The sequence below is a fragment of the Enterobacter sp. ECC-249 genome (assembly GCF_043965265.1).
Lineage (GTDB): Bacteria > Pseudomonadota > Gammaproteobacteria > Enterobacterales > Enterobacteriaceae > Enterobacter > Enterobacter quasiroggenkampii.
On the sequence record NZ_CP143660.1, the window covers coordinates 1834966 to 1851466 of the forward strand.

The 16501-nt window shown below is 53.8% G+C and carries 15 protein-coding genes; 14 read left to right on the top strand and 1 reads right to left on the bottom strand.

Annotated features, from left to right (window positions below; genetic code table 11):
• Positions 1 to 113: 113 nt before the first annotated feature.
• A complete protein-coding gene (gene sucC, locus V1587_RS08770; protein ID WP_047347067.1) occupies positions 114 to 1280 on the top strand; it encodes an ADP-forming succinate--CoA ligase subunit beta in 1167 nt (388 codons plus the stop codon).
• Positions 1280 to 2149, top strand: a complete 870-nt coding sequence (gene sucD, locus V1587_RS08775) for a succinate--CoA ligase subunit alpha (protein WP_008501094.1) — start codon at positions 1280 to 1282, stop codon at positions 2147 to 2149. Before sucC ends, sucD begins: the two co-directional genes overlap by 1 nt.
• Before the next feature lie 83 nt (positions 2150 to 2232).
• Here sucD and V1587_RS08780 read toward each other — a convergent pair whose 3' ends face one another.
• Positions 2233 to 2949 carry a GntR family transcriptional regulator gene (locus tag V1587_RS08780; RefSeq protein ID WP_029741596.1) on the bottom strand — a complete coding sequence of 239 codons (717 nt, stop codon included), beginning with the start codon at positions 2947 to 2949 and terminating at the stop codon, positions 2233 to 2235.
• Positions 2950 to 3119: 170 nt separating this feature from the next.
• Between V1587_RS08780 and mngA the strand changes: the two genes are divergently transcribed.
• The 12 genes from mngA (at position 3120) to pal (ending at position 16496) form a co-directional block, all read left to right on the top strand.
• Positions 3120 to 5036, top strand: coding sequence for a PTS 2-O-a-mannosyl-D-glycerate transporter subunit IIABC (gene mngA / locus V1587_RS08785; RefSeq protein WP_371898881.1), 1917 nt, complete (start codon positions 3120 to 3122; stop codon positions 5034 to 5036).
• Between the two features lie 23 nt (positions 5037 to 5059).
• Positions 5060 to 7690, top strand: a complete 2631-nt coding sequence (gene mngB, locus V1587_RS08790; protein WP_395314562.1) for a mannosylglycerate hydrolase — start codon at positions 5060 to 5062, stop codon at positions 7688 to 7690.
• 676 nt (positions 7691 to 8366) lie between these two features.
• A complete protein-coding gene (gene cydA, locus V1587_RS08795; RefSeq protein WP_023310795.1) occupies positions 8367 to 9935 on the top strand; it encodes a cytochrome ubiquinol oxidase subunit I in 1569 nt (522 codons plus the stop codon).
• 15 nt (positions 9936 to 9950) lie between these two features.
• Positions 9951 to 11090, top strand: coding sequence for a cytochrome d ubiquinol oxidase subunit II (gene cydB, locus V1587_RS08800; protein ID WP_371898879.1), 1140 nt, complete (start codon positions 9951 to 9953; stop codon positions 11088 to 11090).
• Between the two features lie 14 nt (positions 11091 to 11104).
• Positions 11105 to 11218, top strand: a complete 114-nt coding sequence (gene cydX, locus V1587_RS08805; RefSeq protein WP_003858598.1) for a cytochrome bd-I oxidase subunit CydX — start codon at positions 11105 to 11107, stop codon at positions 11216 to 11218.
• A complete protein-coding gene (gene ybgE / locus V1587_RS08810; RefSeq protein WP_008501100.1) occupies positions 11218 to 11508 on the top strand; it encodes a cyd operon protein YbgE in 291 nt (96 codons plus the stop codon). The genes cydX and ybgE overlap by 1 nt, the downstream gene beginning before the upstream one ends.
• A 148-nt stretch (positions 11509 to 11656) precedes the next feature.
• On the top strand, positions 11657 to 12061 hold the full coding sequence (ybgC, locus tag V1587_RS08815) for a tol-pal system-associated acyl-CoA thioesterase (protein ID WP_003858593.1): 405 nt from the start codon (positions 11657 to 11659) through the stop codon (positions 12059 to 12061).
• Complete coding sequence (gene tolQ / locus V1587_RS08820) at positions 12058 to 12750, top strand: Tol-Pal system protein TolQ (RefSeq protein ID WP_008501101.1); 693 nt, start codon at positions 12058 to 12060, stop codon at positions 12748 to 12750. The genes ybgC and tolQ overlap by 4 nt, the downstream gene beginning before the upstream one ends.
• A 3-nt stretch (positions 12751 to 12753) precedes the next feature.
• A complete protein-coding gene (gene tolR, locus V1587_RS08825; protein ID WP_003858589.1) occupies positions 12754 to 13182 on the top strand; it encodes a colicin uptake protein TolR in 429 nt (142 codons plus the stop codon).
• 28 nt (positions 13183 to 13210) lie between these two features.
• Positions 13211 to 14512 (top strand): cell envelope integrity protein TolA, encoded by a 1302-nt coding sequence (tolA, locus tag V1587_RS08830; protein ID WP_048990051.1) that lies wholly within the window; start codon positions 13211 to 13213, stop codon positions 14510 to 14512.
• Between the two features lie 134 nt (positions 14513 to 14646).
• On the top strand, positions 14647 to 15939 hold the full coding sequence (tolB, locus tag V1587_RS08835; RefSeq protein ID WP_008501103.1) for a Tol-Pal system beta propeller repeat protein TolB: 1293 nt from the start codon (positions 14647 to 14649) through the stop codon (positions 15937 to 15939).
• Between the two features lie 35 nt (positions 15940 to 15974).
• Positions 15975 to 16496, top strand: coding sequence for a peptidoglycan-associated lipoprotein Pal (gene pal / locus V1587_RS08840; protein ID WP_003858578.1), 522 nt, complete (start codon positions 15975 to 15977; stop codon positions 16494 to 16496).
• Positions 16497 to 16501 lie beyond the last annotated feature (5 nt).

Sequence of the window (16501 nt, forward strand, 5' to 3'; positions counted from 1 at the left end):
GATTTAGCATCACCTGCCCTGTAGGCCGGATAAGCGTAGCGCCATCCGGCACACAGACTGCGCCGGTCTACAGGTTTGAAGATAACGATTACCCTGAAGGATGGATAGAACACATGAACTTACATGAATATCAGGCCAAACAGCTGTTTGCCCGGTATGGCTTACCGGCTCCGGTGGGTTATGCCTGTACTACCCCGCGTGAAGCAGAAGAAGCTGCATCTAAAATCGGTGCCGGCCCGTGGGTAGTTAAGTGTCAGGTTCACGCTGGTGGCCGTGGTAAAGCGGGCGGTGTGAAGGTTGTTAAGAGCAAAGAAGAGATTCGTGCGTTTGCTGAACATTGGCTCGGCAAGCGTCTGGTAACGTACCAGACAGACGCGAACGGCCAGCCGGTTAACCAGATCCTGGTGGAAGCGGCGACCGACATCGCGAAAGAACTGTACCTGGGCGCGGTTGTTGACCGTAGCTCTCGTCGCGTGGTGTTCATGGCGTCTACCGAAGGCGGCGTGGAAATCGAAAAAGTGGCGGAAGAAACTCCTCACCTGATCCACAAAGTGGCTATCGATCCGCTGGCGGGCCCAATGCCTTACCAGGGTCGCGAGCTGGCGTTCAAGCTGGGTCTGGAAGGCAAGCTGGTTCAGCAGTTCACCAAGATCTTCATGGGTCTGGCGAACATCTTCCTGGAACGCGATCTGGCGCTGATCGAGATCAACCCGCTGGTGATCACTACCCAGGGCGACCTGATCTGCCTCGACGGCAAGCTGGGCGCTGACGGTAACGCGCTGTTCCGCCAGTCCGATCTGCGCGAAATGCGCGACCAGTCTCAGGAAGACCCGCGTGAAGCGCAGGCTGCACAGTGGGAACTGAACTACGTGGCGCTGGACGGTAACATCGGCTGTATGGTTAACGGTGCGGGCCTGGCAATGGGCACCATGGACATCGTTAAGCTGCACGGCGGTGAGCCAGCAAACTTCCTCGACGTAGGCGGTGGCGCTACCAAAGAGCGCGTAACCGAAGCGTTCAAAATCATTCTCTCTGACGACAACGTGAAGGCCGTTCTGGTTAACATCTTCGGCGGTATCGTCCGTTGCGACCTGATCGCCGACGGTATCATCGGCGCGGTAGAAGAAGTGGGTGTTAACGTTCCGGTGGTTGTGCGTCTGGAAGGTAACAACGCTGAACTCGGCGCGAAAAAACTGGCTGACAGCGGCCTGAATATTATTGCAGCGAAAAGTCTGACGGATGCAGCTCAGCAGGTTGTTGCCGCAGTGGAGGGGAAATAATGTCAGTTTTAATTAATAAAGATACCAAGGTTATCTGCCAGGGCTTCACCGGTAGCCAGGGGACTTTCCACTCCGAACAGGCGATTGCCTACGGCACGCAGATGGTTGGTGGCGTAACGCCAGGTAAAGGCGGCACCACGCACCTGGGCCTGCCGGTGTTCAACACCGTGCGTGAAGCCGTAGAAGCGACCGGCGCAACCGCGACCGTGATCTACGTTCCGGCGCCGTTCTGCAAAGACTCTATTCTGGAAGCGATCGACGCAGGCATCAAACTGATCATCACCATCACTGAAGGCATCCCGACGCTGGATATGCTGACCGTGAAGGTGAAGCTGGATGAAGCCGGCGTGCGTATGATCGGCCCGAACTGCCCAGGCGTTATCACCCCGGGCGAATGTAAAATCGGCATCATGCCTGGCCATATTCACAAGCCGGGTAAAGTGGGCATCGTGTCCCGTTCCGGTACCCTGACCTATGAAGCGGTTAAGCAGACCACCGACTACGGTTTCGGCCAGTCCACCTGCGTGGGCATCGGCGGTGACCCGATCCCGGGCTCTAACTTCATCGACATCCTGAAGCTGTTCCAGGAAGATCCACAGACCGAAGCGATCGTGATGATCGGTGAGATCGGTGGTAGCGCGGAAGAAGAAGCGGCTGCTTACATCAAAGAACACGTGACCAAGCCAGTTGTGGGTTACATCGCGGGCGTGACTGCGCCGAAAGGCAAGCGTATGGGTCACGCAGGCGCGATCATCGCCGGTGGTAAGGGTACGGCTGATGAGAAATTCGCAGCGCTGGAAGCCGCAGGCGTGAAAACCGTTCGCAGCCTGGCGGATATCGGCGAAGCACTGAAATCCATCATTAAGTAAGTCCTCTCTGCTCCCCGAAAGGGGGGCGTTGCAGTATAAAAATGTCCGTTTCGACATGGTTGGCCGCTGTAAAGCGGCCTTTTTTATTGCCTGCGTTTGGCGACAAGCGTGAACTTGTAATCGTCGGTATTGAACACGTTACGGCTGTATTCAAAAACACGTCCGTCCTTCAGAAACCCGCGGGAGACTTTTTCCAGGATCGGCTTTGCCGGATCGAGCGACAGCGCGGCGATCGCTTCCTCTGACGGCATGATCGGCACCAGCTCCTGCTCGCTGCGATCGATAACCAGCTTTTTGATCTGCTCAACGTAGTGGTATTTCGAATTCTCCATCACTTCCCAGGTGAGGTCGGGGAACATCGCCAGCGGCATCCACGTTTCTTCCAGATTCACCGGTTTTTGTTTGATAAAGCGGACGCGTTTGACGTGCCAGACTTTATCGTCCGGGTTGATCGCCAGCCTTGCGGCGAGCCTCTCATCGGCTTTCACCACTTCGAAGACGCTGACGTCGCTGTGGGTATCCACGTTCCGGTCCGCCAGTTTTTCGTAAAAGCCGGTGAGCTGGTAAATGTCGTAGTTAACGCGCTCTTCTTTTACGTAGGTGCCGCTGCCCTGAATGCTCTCGACGATCTGTTCTTCCGTAAGCAGCTTCAGCGCTTGTCTCACCGTTACACGGCTAACGTTGAACGCCTCCTGAAGGCTGGATTCCGTCGGTAACGCATCGCCAGGTTTTAACTCACCCGCGTTGATTTTCTCGCGAAGCGCATCGGCTATCTGCCGGTACATCGGTTTGTTACCCATTGAATCTGCCTTTCTAATACCTTTTCACGGAATTATGCCTTCAGCTTAAAATTTGTAAATAATACAAATTAAATACAAATATTCGCCATTAGTGAAAGTGATCACATAAATGTATTGTATTGCCTGCCACAATTGCCGCCAGACAATAACAACTTACGTGTGAGGATCTTATGAACCTGACGACTCTGACCCACACCAGTGCTGTCTGCGTGCAGGCGCACTATGCCAGCCGTGATGAGGCCATTCGCCAGCTTACGATGCGGCTGGTGGCGCTGGGCAAAATTACCGATGGCGATGCATTTCTGGCGGAGGTCTACCGTCGTGAATCACTGGGGCCGACCGCGCTGGGTGAAGGACTGGCTGTCCCGCATGGTAAATCGAGCGCGGTGAACGAAGCGGCTTTTGCAGTTGCTACGCTGTGCGAACCGCTGGAGTGGGAGGGGGTGGACGGCCCTGAACAGGTAGAGCTGATCGTCCTGCTTGCCATCCCGCCAGCTGAAGCGGGATCCACGCATATCCAGGTGCTGACGGCGCTGACGTCTCGCCTGGCCGATGATGTCCTCCGGGAACGCGTTATGGCTGCAGAGACGGCTGAGGATCTGCTTGATGCGCTGAACGGTGTCTCGAAGGTAGACGAGGCTGATACGCTGGTGAATGCACCAACCGTCGTGTGTGTCACCGCGTGTCCGGCCGGGATCGCGCATACCTATATGGCCGCAGAGTACCTGGAAAAAGCGGGACGTAAGCTCGGCGTCAACGTGGTGGTCGAAAAGCAGGGGGCGAACGGCATTGAAGGGCGCATTACTGCCCAGCAGTTGCAGGAGGCGAATGCGTGTATTTTTGCCGCAGAAGTAGCGATCAAAGAGAGCGAGCGCTTTCAGGGGATCCCCGCCATTTCCGTGCCCGTCGCGGAACCTCTGCGCCATGCAGAAGCGCTTATTGAGCGAGCGCTGGCGCTGAAGCCTTCTACCGATGCGCGCCATGCACAGGCCGATACCGAAACGAAAAAGAGCATTAAAACTGAACTCAAGCAGGCGCTTCTCAGCGGTATTTCTTTTGCGGTACCGCTGATTGTCGCCGGCGGTACGGTGCTGGCCGTATCGGTACTGCTGGCGCAAATCCTGGGCCTGCAGCACCTGTTTGACCAGGAAAACTCGTGGCTGTGGATGTATCGCAAGCTTGGCGGCGGCATGCTCGGCATTTTGATGGTGCCTGTTCTCTCGGCCTACACCGCCTACTCGCTGGCGGACAAACCCGCGCTGACGCCGGGCTTTGCGGCCGGTCTGGCTGCCAACATGATCGGCTCCGGTTTTCTCGGCGCTATCGTCGGCGGGCTGATCGCGGGCTATCTGATGCGCTGGGTGAAAAACCACATCCGGCTCAGTAGCCGCTACAACGGCTTTCTGACTTTTTATCTCTATCCGGTAATTGGCGTGCTGGGCGCGGGCAGCCTGATGCTGTTTGTGATCGGTGAGCCGGTGGCCTGGCTTAATACTACGCTCACCGCCTGGCTTAATGGGCTATCCGGCGCGAATGCACTGCTTCTGGGGGCGATTCTCGGGTTTATGTGCTCATTCGATTTGGGTGGCCCGGTCAACAAAGCCTCTTACGCGTTCTGTCTGGGGGCAATGGCGAACGGGGTATATGGTCCTTATGCCATCTTTGCCTCCGTCAAAATGGTGTCGGCCTTCACCGTTACGGCATCAACGATGCTGGCACCGAAACTGTTTAAACCATTTGAAATTGAAACCGGTAAATCGACCTGGCTGCTCGGCCTCGCGGGCATTACCGAAGGGGCGATTCCGATGGCGATTGAAGATCCGCTTCGCGTCATTGGTTCATTCGTGCTCGGCTCCATGGTAACAGGCGCAATTGTCGGCGCGATGGGGATCGGGTTGTCTACGCCGGGGGCCGGTATTTTCTCTCTCTTTTTACTTCACGATGCCGGGTTGAGCGGTGTAGTTGCGGCGGCGGGCTGGTTTGGCGCGGCGCTGGTGGGTACCGCTATCTCCACCTTCATTCTGCTGCTCTGGCGACGCCAGGCGGTGAAAAAGGGCAACTACGTCACTGAAGACGCTATACCGTAACAACGCACAAACAGGAAACGAAGATGAAAGCTGTATCTCGCGTTCATATCACGCCGCATATGCACTGGGACCGTGAGTGGTACTTCACCACCGAAGAGTCGCGTATTCTTCTGGTCAATAATATGGAAGAGATCCTGACCCGTCTGGAGCAGGATGACGAGTATAAATATTATGTCCTCGATGGACAGACGGCGGTGCTGGAGGATTATTTTGCCGTCGTGCCTGAAAATCGCTCGCGGGTGAAAGCGCTTGTGGAGCGCGGAAAGCTGATTATCGGCCCCTGGTATACCCAGACCGATACCACGATTGTCGGCGGCGAGTCGATTGTCCGCAACCTGATGTACGGCATTCGTGACTGTATGGCGTTCGGCGAGCCGATGAAGATCGGCTATCTGCCGGATTCGTTTGGCATGTCCAGCCAGCTTCCGCATATCTATAACGGATTTGGCATCACCCGCACGATGTTCTGGCGCGGCTGCTCGGAAAGACACGGAACCGATAAAACCGAATTTCTCTGGCAGAGCCAGGACGGCAGTGAAGTGACTGCTCAGGTACTGCCGCTGGGCTACGCGATTGGTAAGTACTTACCTGAGGACGAAGCGGGGCTGCGAAAACGGCTCGACAGCTATTTCGAGGTCCTGGAAAACGCCTCCGTCACCAAAGAGATTTTGCTGCCCAACGGTCACGACCAGATGCCGCTGCAGCAGAATATTTTCGCGGTGATGGATAAGCTTCGTGAAATCTATCCCCAGCGTCAATTTGTGATGAGTCGGTTCGAAGAGGTGTTTGATTATATCGACGCGCACCGCGATGGGCTGGCGACGCTAAAAGGTGAGTTTATCGACGGGAAATACATGCGCGTTCACCGGACCATCGGCTCCACGCGCATGGACATTAAAATCGCCCATGCCCGTATCGAGAACAAAATCGTCAATATCCTCGAGCCGCTGGCGGCGCTTGCCTGGACGCTGGGCTTCGACTACCACCACGGCCTGCTGGAGAAGATGTGGAAAGAGATCCTCAAAAACCACGCTCACGACAGCATCGGCTGCTGCTGTAGCGACAAGGTGCATCGCGAGATTGTTTCCCGCATTGAACTGGCTGAGGATATGGCTGACAACCTGGTGCGTTTCTACATGCGCAAGATTGTTGACAACATGCCGCAAAGCGACGCCGATAAGCTGGTGATGTTCAACCTGATGCCCTGGCCGCGTGAAGAGGTATTGAACACCACGATTCGGCTGCGCGCCAGCCAGTTCCGACTGTGCGATGAAAAAGGCAATGAGATCCCTTATTTCATCCGCAGCGCGCGCGAGCTCGACCCCGGCCTTATTGACCGGCAGATTGTTCACTACGGCAATTACGAACCGTTTATGGAGTTTGATATTCAGCTCAGCCAGATACTGCCGTCGATGGGCTACCGCACATTGTTTATCGAACCAAACGTGGCCGGGAAGATGCTTTCTGCGATGAAAAACACCGAATCCTTACTTGAAAATGCCTTCTGGCAGATTGACTTAAATGACGACGGCACGCTGCGCCTGCGCGATAAAGAAACCGGGCTTATTTATGACCGCGTGCTGGAAATCGAAGAGAGCTCGGATGATGGCGATGAGTACGACTACTCGCCTTCGCGGGAAGAGTGGAGACTCACTTCAGCGCAGGGCGAACATCAGGTTGAGGTCACGCACGAAGGCTGGCAGAGCAGGGCGGCTATCCGCCATCGAATCGCCGTTCCGGCAAATCTGGCCGAACGCGCGGCGCGCCAGCGAAACGGCTTACTCAACGTGGAGTTTGACGTCACGCTTAGCCATAACAGCAGGCGCATTGATGTGGCCGTGCGTCTGGATAACCAGGCTAACGACCACCGCGTTCGCGTGCTGATCCCAACGCCGTTTATGACAGAGGAAGTGTTAGCGGATACGCAGTTTGGCACGATCTCTCGCCCGGTGCAGGACGCAGCGATGCAAAACTGGCAGGAGGAGAGCTGGAAAGAAGCGCCGGTTCCCGTCTGGAATTTACTCAACTATGCCGTTCTGCAGGAAAAACGAAACGGGCTTGCGCTATTCACCGAGGGGCTGCGTGAGTTTGAAGTGGTGGGTGATGACAAAAAAGCATTCGCTTTAACCTTGTTGCGCGGCGTGGGCCTTCTCGGGAAAGAAGATTTGCTGTTGCGTCCTGGTAGACCTTCGGGGATCAAAATACCTGTTCCTGACTCTCAGTTGCGTGGGCCATTAACCTGTCGCTTTAGTCTCTTCAGCTTCAGCGGCACGCCGGAAAACGCGGGTGTCGCGCAGCAGGCTAAATCGTGGTTAACGCCGGTGCAGTGTTATAACAAGATCCCCTGGGATGCAATGAAGCTGAATCGCGCGTCGTTGACCACGCCGGAAAGTTATAGCCTGTTAGCGCTTTCGCCAACGGGATGCGTACTCAGTGCGCTCAAAAAAGCGGAAGACCGTGATGAGCTGATTCTTCGTCTGTTCAACCCTTCACAGTCCAGCGCATGTGACGCGACGCTATCCGTAAATCCGGCGGTGAAGCGGTGCTGCGAAACGGACATGAATGAACGGCTGATGGACCACGGTGAAGAAGAGGGGATGGTCGGGGCATTCAGGCCGGGGCAGTCACGAACCTTTAGTATTCTTATCGTTTGAGTACCGTGATAAGAAAAGGCTGCATCCAGGGCAGCCTTTTTTCATTAAATAGTCACACATCGGTGTTAACTTATGAGGTGTTAAAAGTAAATTAAATGTAATTTTGAAGGGTTGCATAAATACAATGGAAAAATAACCTGGCCCGCCTACGCTTTATGGTTTGTTCCTCGTTGAAATGTTCCTTTCATTCGCGTTAATTAAAATCACTTCTGTTTATATTTGTTTCCGTCCTCGATAACCAATCTCATCTTTGTATGCACATATCATTAACATGGTTTTTACCATTCTCACCATGATTAAACATGGTTAACATCGCTGATCGTTTTTGATTTAAATCAATGTTTAATCCTTGGAAAAAGGCGATGAAAAGCGCTAAATTGTCCCCGATCAAAATGGCCGAAAAGTGGTAATTTTGCTATAAATTGATCGCCGTCGAAAAACGTAAATGTGATTCAATAAAAACCTGTTTATTGTAAGGGTTTTGCAGCGTATTATATTTGCGGGATCAATTTGAGTTTTTTATTAACGTATTTGTAACCTCACGTCATCGTTTTTATCCTCCTTCAGGGTAATAACGACGACAAGGATGCGAATAATTTGTATTGGGGCATGCGTGTGGATCTCTTTCTGACGGGGTTCACTCTCGGAGTCTTCATGCGATGAGCAAGGAGTCATGATGTTAGATATAGTCGAACTGTCGCGCTTACAGTTTGCCTTGACCGCGATGTACCACTTCCTGTTTGTGCCACTGACGCTGGGTATGGCGTTCCTGCTGGCCATTATGGAAACGGTATACGTTCTCTCCGGCAAACAGATTTATAAAGATATGACCAAGTTCTGGGGCAAGTTGTTTGGTATCAACTTCGCACTGGGCGTGGCAACCGGTCTGACTATGGAGTTCCAGTTCGGGACTAACTGGTCTTACTATTCCCACTATGTAGGGGATATCTTCGGTGCGCCGCTGGCCATTGAAGGTCTGATGGCATTCTTCCTCGAATCCACCTTTGTAGGTCTGTTCTTCTTCGGTTGGGACCGTCTGGGTAAAGTCCAGCATATGGCGGTGACCTGGCTGGTGGCATTAGGTTCGAACCTGTCTGCGCTGTGGATCCTGGTGGCGAACGGCTGGATGCAGAACCCTATCGCGTCTGATTTCAACTTCGAAACCATGCGTATGGAGATGGTCAGCTTTGCTGAGCTGGTCCTGAACCCGGTTGCGCAGGTTAAATTCGTTCACACCGTGGCTTCTGGCTACGTGTGCGGCGCGATGTTTGTACTGGGCATCAGTTCTTACTACATGCTGCGCGGTCGTGACTTCGCGTTTGCTAAGCGCTCCTTTGCTATCGCTGCAAGCTTCGGTATGGCTGCAATCCTCTCTGTTATCGTTCTGGGTGATGAATCTGGTTACGAAATGGGTGACGTGCAGAAAACCAAACTGGCCGCCATCGAAGCCGAATGGGAAACCCAGCCGGCACCAGCTGCCTTTACGCTGTTCGGTATTCCGGATCAGGACGCACAGGAAAACCGCTTCGCTATTCAGATCCCTTACGCGCTGGGTATCATCGCCACCCGTTCTGTTGATAAGCAGGTGACGGGTCTGAAAGAGCTGATGGTTCAGCACGAAGAGCGTATTCGTAACGGTATGAAAGCCTACTCGCTGCTGGAACAGCTGCGTGCCGGTTCTACCGACCAGGCCGTTCGCGACCAGTTCAACAACGTGAAGAAAGATCTGGGTTACGGTCTGCTGCTGAAGCGTTATACCCCGAACGTGTCTGATGCGACAGAAGCGCAGATCCAGATGGCAACCAAAGACTCGATTCCACGCGTTGCGCCTCTGTACTTCGCATTCCGTATCATGGTGGGCTGCGGCATCATCATGCTGCTGATCATTGCGGCCTCCTTCTGGTCCGTGATTCGCAACCGCATCGGCGAGAAAAAATGGCTGTTGCGCACTGCGCTGTACGGTATTCCACTGCCGTGGATCGCAATCGAATCCGGCTGGTTTGTAGCGGAGTATGGCCGTCAGCCATGGGCGATCGGTGAGGTGCTGCCAACGGCGGTAGCGAACTCGTCCCTGACCGCAGGCGACCTGATCTTCTCCATGCTGCTGATTTGTGGTCTGTACACCCTGTTCCTGGTGGCTGAACTGTTCCTGATGTTCAAGTTCGCGCGCCTTGGCCCAAGCAGCCTGAAAACCGGTCGCTATCACTACGAGCAGTCCACTGCGACTACTCAGCCGGCACGCTAAGACAGGAGTCATCAAATGATCGATTATGAAGTATTGCGTTTTATCTGGTGGCTGTTGGTCGGCGTTCTGCTGATCGGTTTCGCCGTCACGGATGGTTTCGACATGGGGGTGGGGATGCTCACCCGTTTCCTCGGTCGTAATGACACCGAGCGTCGAATCATGATCAACTCAATCGCCCCTCACTGGGACGGTAACCAGGTGTGGCTGATCACCGCAGGCGGCGCGCTGTTCGCTGCCTGGCCGATGGTCTACGCGGCTGCGTTCTCCGGCTTCTACGTGGCGATGATTCTGGTGCTGGCCTCTTTATTCTTCCGTCCGGTCGGTTTCGACTACCGTTCCAAGATTGAAGACACCCGCTGGCGTAACATGTGGGACTGGGGCATCTTCATCGGTAGCTTCGTTCCACCGCTGGTGATCGGCGTGGCGTTCGGTAACCTGCTGCAGGGCGTACCGTTCCACCTCGACGAATATATGCGTCTTTACTACACCGGAAACTTCTTCCAGTTGCTGAATCCGTTTGGTCTGCTGGCCGGCGTGGTGAGCGTGGCGATGATCATCACTCAGGGCGCAACCTATCTGCAGATGCGTACGGTTGGTGAACTGCATCTGCGTTCCCGCGCGACGGCTCAGGTTGCTGCGCTGGTTACGCTGGTCTGCTTCGCGCTGGCAGGCGTGTGGGTGGTGTACGGTATTGATGGTTATGTGGTGACGTCTGCGATCAACCACACTGCACCGTCTAACCCGCTGACAAAAGAAGTGGCGCGTCAGGCAGGGGCATGGCTGGTGAACTTCAACAATACTCCTGCGCTGTGGGCGATCCCGGCTCTGGGCGTGCTGCTGCCGCTGCTGACCATGCTGACGTCTCGTCTGGAGAAAGGCGCGCTGGCGTTCGTGTTCTCATCGCTGACCCTGGCGTGCATCATCCTGACATCGGGTATCGCAATGTTCCCATTCGTCATGCCATCCAGCACCATGCTGAATGCTAGCCTGACCATGTGGGATGCAACGTCCAGCCATATGACGCTGAACCTGATGACGTATGTTGCTTGCGTGTTCGTTCCGATTGTTCTGGCTTACACCATCTGGTGTTACTGGAAAATGTTCGGTCGCATCACTAAAGAACATATCGAAAGCAACACCCACTCTATGTATTAAGTAAGGAGCTGAATATGTGGTATTTCGCATGGATTTTAGGGACGCTTCTTGCCTGTGCATTTGGTGTCATCACTGCCCTGGCGCTTGAGCATGTCGAAGCGACCAAAGCGGGTGAAGAAAAACACTGATGAATATTATCGCGAAACTTTACGCGGTAATGGACAAGCGCCCGTTACGGGCGCTTTCTTTAGTGATGGCATTACTGCTGGCAGGTTGTATCTTCTGGGACCCTTCGCGCTTTGCAGCGAAAACCAGCGAGCTTGAAATCTGGCACGGCTTCCTCATTATGTGGGCGGTATGTGCAGGTGTGATCCACGGCGTGGGCTTTCGTCCGAAAGCCGTTCACTGGCAGGGAATTTTTTGCCCGCTGATTGCCGATCTGGTGCTTCTCGCCGGTTTGATTTTCTTCTTCTTCTGAATAAGAAATGTCCGTTAACGTTATGGGCTTACCCTGGCCCATAAAAATTTACTCTCCGTTTACTTTCCCCCATTCCCAACCCTCTTTCCCGCGCGTATAGTAGCGAAGTTTAAAAGCATTAACTTTTGTTGCATTACCGGGATGTAAAGTGAATACAACGCTGTTTCGATGGCCGGTTCGTGTCTATTACGAAGATACCGATGCCGGTGGTGTGGTTTACCACGCCAGCTACGTTGCTTTTTATGAACGGGCACGCACAGAGATGCTGCGCCATCATCACTTTAGTCAACAGGTACTGTTGGCTGAGCGAGTTGCCTTCGTGGTTCGCAAGATGACGCTTGAGTATTTTGCGCCTGCCAGACTCGACGATATGCTCGAAGTCCAAACTGAAATTACATCAATGCGCGGGACCTCACTGGTTTTCACGCAGCGGATAGTCAACGCAGAGAACACCGTACTGAACTCAGCTGAAGTACTGATTGTTTGTGTTGATCCAACCATAATGAAGCCTCGTGCGCTTCCTAAGTCTATTGTCGCGGAGTTTAAGCAGTGACTGACATGAATATCCTTGATTTGTTCCTGAAGGCAAGCCTTCTGGTTAAACTTATCATGTTGATTTTGATTGGTTTTTCAATCGCATCCTGGGCCATCATCATCCAGAGAACGCGTATCCTCAATGCCGCTGGCCGTGAAGCTGAAGCGTTTGAAGATAAGTTCTGGTCGGGTATTGAGCTTTCTCGTCTGTATCAGGAAAGCCAGGGGCGCCGTGAAAACCTTACAGGCTCCGAGCAAATTTTTTATAGCGGTTTCAAAGAGTTTGCCCGTCTGCATCGTGCAAACAATCATGCGCCGGAAGCGGTGGTGGAAGGTGCCTCGCGTGCGATGCGCATCTCTATGAACCGCGAGCTGGAAAATCTCGAAACGCACATTCCATTCCTCGGTACTGTCGGTTCCATCAGCCCGTATATCGGCCTGTTTGGTACCGTGTGGGGGATCATGCACGCCTTTATCGCGCTGGGCGCGGTGAAGCAGGCGACGTTGCAGATGGTTGCACCGGGTATCGCTGAAGCACTGATTGCGACCGCTATCGGTCTGTTTGCGGCAATTCCGGCGGTTATGGCTTACAACCGTCTGAACCAGCGCGTGAACAAACTGGAACTGAACTACGACAACTTTATGGAAGAGTTCACTGCGATTCTGCACCGTCAGGCGTTTACCAGCACCGAGAGCAACAAGGGGTAAACCATGGCCAGATCGCGTGGACGAGGTCGTCGCGAGCTCAAGTCCGAAATCAATATCGTTCCACTGCTGGACGTTCTGTTGGTCCTGCTGCTGATCTTCATGGCAACAGCGCCAATCATTACCCAGAGCGTGGAAGTGGATCTGCCGGATGCGACAGAATCACAGGCGGTGAGCACCAATGACGATCCTCCGGTTATCATTGAGGTTTCCGGCGTAGGGCAATACAGCGTCGTGGTCGAGAAAGATCGTATGGATCAGCTGCCGCCTGAGCAGGTTATTGCCGAAGCGCAGCGTCGCCTGGAGTCAAATCCGAAAACGGTCTTCTTAATCGGTGGCGCGAAAGACGTACCCTACGATGAAATTATTAAAGCGCTGAACTTGCTACATAGTGCGGGTGTTAAGTCAGTTGGCTTAATGACCCAACCTATTTGATTATCCGCGTAGTTTTTGGGAACCGATAGTGTCAAAGGCAACCGAACAGAACGACAAGCTTAAGCGAGCGATAATCGTCTCCGCAGTGCTGCACGTTATTCTCTTTGCAGCGCTGATCTGGAGTTCGTTCGACGAGCATATTGATGCATCAGCCGGCGGCGGTGGAGGGTCTTCCATTGACGCCGTGATGGTGGATCCCGGTGCGGTAGTACAGAACTATAATCGCGAACAACAGCAGAAGGCGAGTGCCAAACGGGCTGAAGAGCAGCGTGAAAAACAGTCGCAACAGCAGGCGGAAGAACTGCGTGAAAAGCAGGCCGCAGAGCAGGAACGTCTGAAGCAGCTTGAGAAAGAACGTTTGCAGGCGCAGGAAGCTGCGAAAGAGCAGGCGGAACAGCAGAAACAAGCCGAAGAGGCCGCGAAGAAAGCTCAGGAACAGCAAAAGCAGGCGGAAGAGGCGGCAGCTAAAGCCGCAGCGGACGCGAAAGCACAGGCTGATGCCCAGGCAAAATTAGCGGCAGAAGCGGCGAAGAAAGCCGCTGCTGATGCTCAGAAGAAAGCTGAAGCGGAAGCCGCGAAGAAAGCCGCTGCCGATGCACAGAAGAAAGCTGAAGCGGAAGCCGCGAAGAAAGCTGCTGCTGATGCACAGAAGAAAGCAGAAGCGGAAGCCGCGAAAAAAGCCGCTGCTGACGCTCAGAAGAAAGCTGAAGCAGAAGCCGCGAAGAAAGCCGCTCAGGACGCAGAGAAGAAAGCTGCTGCCGAGGCTGCTAAGAAAGCGGCTGCTGCTGAGAAAGCGGCTGCAGAAAAAGCAGCTGCCGCGGAAAAAGCCGCTGCTGACAAAAAAGCTGCAGCTGAGAAGGCCGCTGCCGATAAGAAAGCAGCAGCTGAAAAAGCGGCTGCTAAAAAGGCTGCCGCCGCTGAAAAAGCCGCTGCTGCCGCAGGGGTTGACGATCTGCTGGGCGATTTGAGCTCCGGTAAGAATGCGCCGAAAACGGGCGGTGGGGCGAAAGGAAACAACGCAGCGCCGACCGGAAGTGGTAACACTAAGAGTAACGGTGCGACAGGGGCTGAAATCAACGGTTATGCCGCGCAGATTAAATCCGCTATTGAAAGCCGATTCTATGATGCGTCTTCCTATACCGGTAAAACGTGTACGTTGCGTATAAAACTGGCTCCGGACGGCATGCTGCTGGATATTAAGTCTGAAGGTGGCGACCCGGCTTTATGTACTGCGGCTCTGGCTGCAGCACGTCAGGCGAAGATGCCTAAACCGCCTTCGCAGGCAGTCTACGAAGTCTTCAAAAATGCGCCGCTGGACTTCAAACCTTAAGTTACATTTTCCCCGTGCAAACGGGGAAAAATAGACCAGGTTTAGTCACAGGGTTCGGGTAGTTTTGTCTATTTGAGTTTGTTAACATTCTGCTAAATTATCGTGGGTAAGGTTACCCGGATAAGGGAGATATGATGAAGCAGGCATTACGTGTAGCATTTAGTTTTTTAATGCTGTGGGCAGCAGTACTGCACGCAGAAGTACGTATCGAGATCACCCAGGGGGTGGACTCGGCACGCCCAATCGGTGTTGTTCCGTTCCAGTGGGCCGGTCCTGGCGCTGCACCTGAAGATGCCGGTGGCATCGTGGCGGCTGACCTGCGTAACAGCGGTAAATTCAACCCGTTAGATCGTTCTCGTCTGCCTCAGCAGCCGGGTAGCGCGCAGGAAGTACAGCCTGCAGCATGGTCTGCGCTGGGTATTGATGCCGTGGTTGTGGGTCAGGTTACGCCTAACCCGGACGGCTCTTACAACGTGGCCTGGCAGCTGGTGGATACCGGTGGGGCGCCGGGTACCGTTCTGGCACAGAACTCTTACAAGGTCACTAAGCAGTACCTGCGCTATGCGGCACACGCTGCCAGCGATGCGGTATTTGAAAAACTGACCGGTATTAAAGGGGCGTTCCGTACCCGTATCGCGTACGTGGTGCAGACTAACGGTGGTCAGTTCCCGTATGAGCTGCGCGTATCTGACTACGACGGCTATAACCAGTTCCTGGTGAAACGTTCTTCACAGCCGCTGATGTCTCCAGCCTGGTCTCCGGACGGTTCTAAACTGGCGTATGTAACCTTCGAAAGCGGCCGTTCAGCGCTGGTAATCCAGACGCTGGCTAACGGTGCGGTTCGTCAGGTGGCGTCTTTCCCGCGTCACAACGGTGCGCCTTCCTTCTCTCCGGACGGGTCTAAACTGGCGTTTGCGCTGTCAAAAACCGGTAGCCTGAACCTGTACGTGATGGATATTGGCTCTGGCCAGATCCGTCAGGTGACCGACGGACGCAGCAACAACACCGAACCTTCATGGTTCCCTGACAGTCAAAACCTGGCGTTTACCTCTGACCAGGCTGGCCGTCCACAAATCTACAAAGTCAACATCAACGGCGGTGCTCCGCAGCGTATTACCTGGGAAGGTTCACAGAACCAGAACTCAGACGTGAGCAGCGACGGTAAATTTATGGTAATGGTCAGCTCCAACGGTGGGCAGCAGCACATTGCCAAACAAGATCTGGTAGCGGGTGGCGTTCAAGTTCTGTCGTCAACGTTCCTGGATGAAACGCCAAGTCTGGCACCTAACGGCACGATGGTAATCTACAGCTCTTCTCAGGGGATGGGATCTGTGCTGAATCTGGTTTCTACAGATGGGCGTTTCAAAGCGCGTATTCCGGCAACTGATGGACAGGTAAAATCACCTGCCTGGTCGCCGTATCTGTAAATAATAATTAATTGATTACTAAAGGAATCATAGAAATGCAACTGAACAAAGTGCTGAAGGGGCTGATGATCGCTCTGCCTGTAATGGCAATCGCAGCGTGTTCTTCTAACAAGAACGCAAGCAATGACCAGAGCGGCGAAGGCATGATGGGTGCCGGCACCGGTATGGACGCGAACGGCAATGGCAACATGTCTTCTGAAGAGCAAGCGCGTCTTCAGATGCAGCAGCTGCAGCAGAACAACATCGTTTACTTCGATCTGGATAAATACGACATCCGTTCTGACTTCGCTGCGATGCTGGATGCGCACGCTAACTTCCTGCGTAGCAACCCATCTTACAAAGTCACCGTAGAAGGTCACGCGGACGAACGTGGTACTCCAGAGTACAACATCTCCCTGGGTGAACGTCGTGCTAACGCTGTTAAAATGTACCTGCAGGGTAAAGGCGTTTCTGCTGACCAGATCTCCATCGTTTCTTACGGTAAAGAAAAACCTGCAGTACTGGGTCACGACGAAGCGGCTTACTCCAAAAACCGTCGTGCCGTACTGGTTTACTAAGAGAA